The organism is Bradyrhizobium sp., assembly GCF_016462955.1.
Taxonomy (GTDB): Bacteria; Pseudomonadota; Alphaproteobacteria; order Rhizobiales; family Xanthobacteraceae; genus Bradyrhizobium.
The window spans coordinates 3,853-4,936 of sequence record NZ_JAEMSD010000499.1 but is presented as its reverse complement, the minus strand read 5'-3'; the positions used below and the strand labels follow the sequence as shown (position 1 = coordinate 4,936).

Genomic DNA, 1,084 nt, shown 5'->3' with positions numbered 1-1,084 from the left:
GGTTCGGCCAGCGGCACTGGCGACGCGCGGCACGCCGGAACGATGCCGAGGCACGGGCCGCCAGGACCGAACTGGCCGATCTGCGGGCCCAGGCGGCGGCAGCGAACCCTGAATCCCGGCGCCTTCCCGTTCCCTCCGGGATGGGGCTGTATGGGCCCATCGGGCGAGACAAGCAGCGCGCGACGTTGTAGAAGCGGCCCGACCGAGAACCCCGTTTTCCGGCCGCGGATGCTCGCGGCCTCCATTCGCTTTGGAACCATGTCCCTGCTCGTCAAAATCTGTGGCCTGTCCACGCGCGAGACGCTTGAAACGGCGCTCGAGGCGGGGGCCGACATGGTGGGGTTCGTGTTTTTTCCGCCGTCGCCGCGGCATCTCTCCCTGGAACTCGGCCGTGATCTCGGCCGCCAGGTGAAGGGGCGCGCGCTCAAGGTGGCGCTCACCGTGGACGCCGATGACGCCACGCTCGACAACATCATGGATGCGCTGGCGCCGGACATGTTCCAGTTCCATGGCAGGGAGAGCGTGGCGCGGCTGCGCGACATCAAGCAACGCTTCGGCCGTGCCGTGATGAAGGTGGTGCCGGTTGCAACAGCCGCCGATCTCTCCGTACTGCCTGGCTATGCCGCGGTCGCCGACCGCATCCTGTTCGATGCGCGTGCGCCGAAAGATGCGACGCGGCCCGGGGGCTTGGGCGAGCCGTTCGACTGGCATCTCCTGGAGAATCTGGACCTGAAACTGCCTTACATGGTCTCGGGCGGGCTGCACGCCGATAACCTCGCCGAGGCCCTTCGCCTCACCCGCGCCGGCGGCGTCGATGTGTCCTCGGGCGTCGAGAGCGCGCCCGGCGTCAAGGCCCCCGAGATGATCAAGGCCTTCATCCGCGCCGCGCGCGCCACCCAACAGTCGAGCGTACGATGAACATCGCCAAACCAAACTCCTATCGCAGTGGCCCCGATGACCGCGGCCATTTCGGCATTTTCGGCGGCCGCTTCGTCGCCGAAACGCTGATGCCGCTGATCCTCGAACTGGAGAAGGCCTACACCGAAGCCAAGGCCGATCCGGCCTTCCAAGGCGAGATGAACGG

At 67.3% G+C, this 1,084-nt stretch carries 1 protein-coding gene and 2 pseudogenes; all 3 read left to right on the top strand.

The window, feature by feature from the left end:
* A pseudogene (locus tag JHD07_RS32795) lies at positions 1-191 on the top strand (DUF1049 domain-containing protein); the annotation flags it as partial.
* Between the two features lie 67 nt (positions 192-258).
* Entirely contained in the window at positions 259-918 is a 660-nt protein-coding gene (locus tag JHD07_RS32790) for a phosphoribosylanthranilate isomerase (RefSeq protein ID WP_291629673.1), read from the top strand.
* Positions 915-1,084: pseudogene (locus JHD07_RS32785) on the top strand (tryptophan synthase subunit beta); the annotation flags it as partial. The gene JHD07_RS32790 and the pseudogene JHD07_RS32785, both read left to right, overlap by 4 nt.

Excerpts from the sequence above, each read along its gene's own strand:
- JHD07_RS32790 (WP_291629673.1), top strand. The coding sequence starts at position 259 with ATGTCCCTGCTCGTCAAAATCTGTGGCCTGTCCACGCGCGAGACGCTT.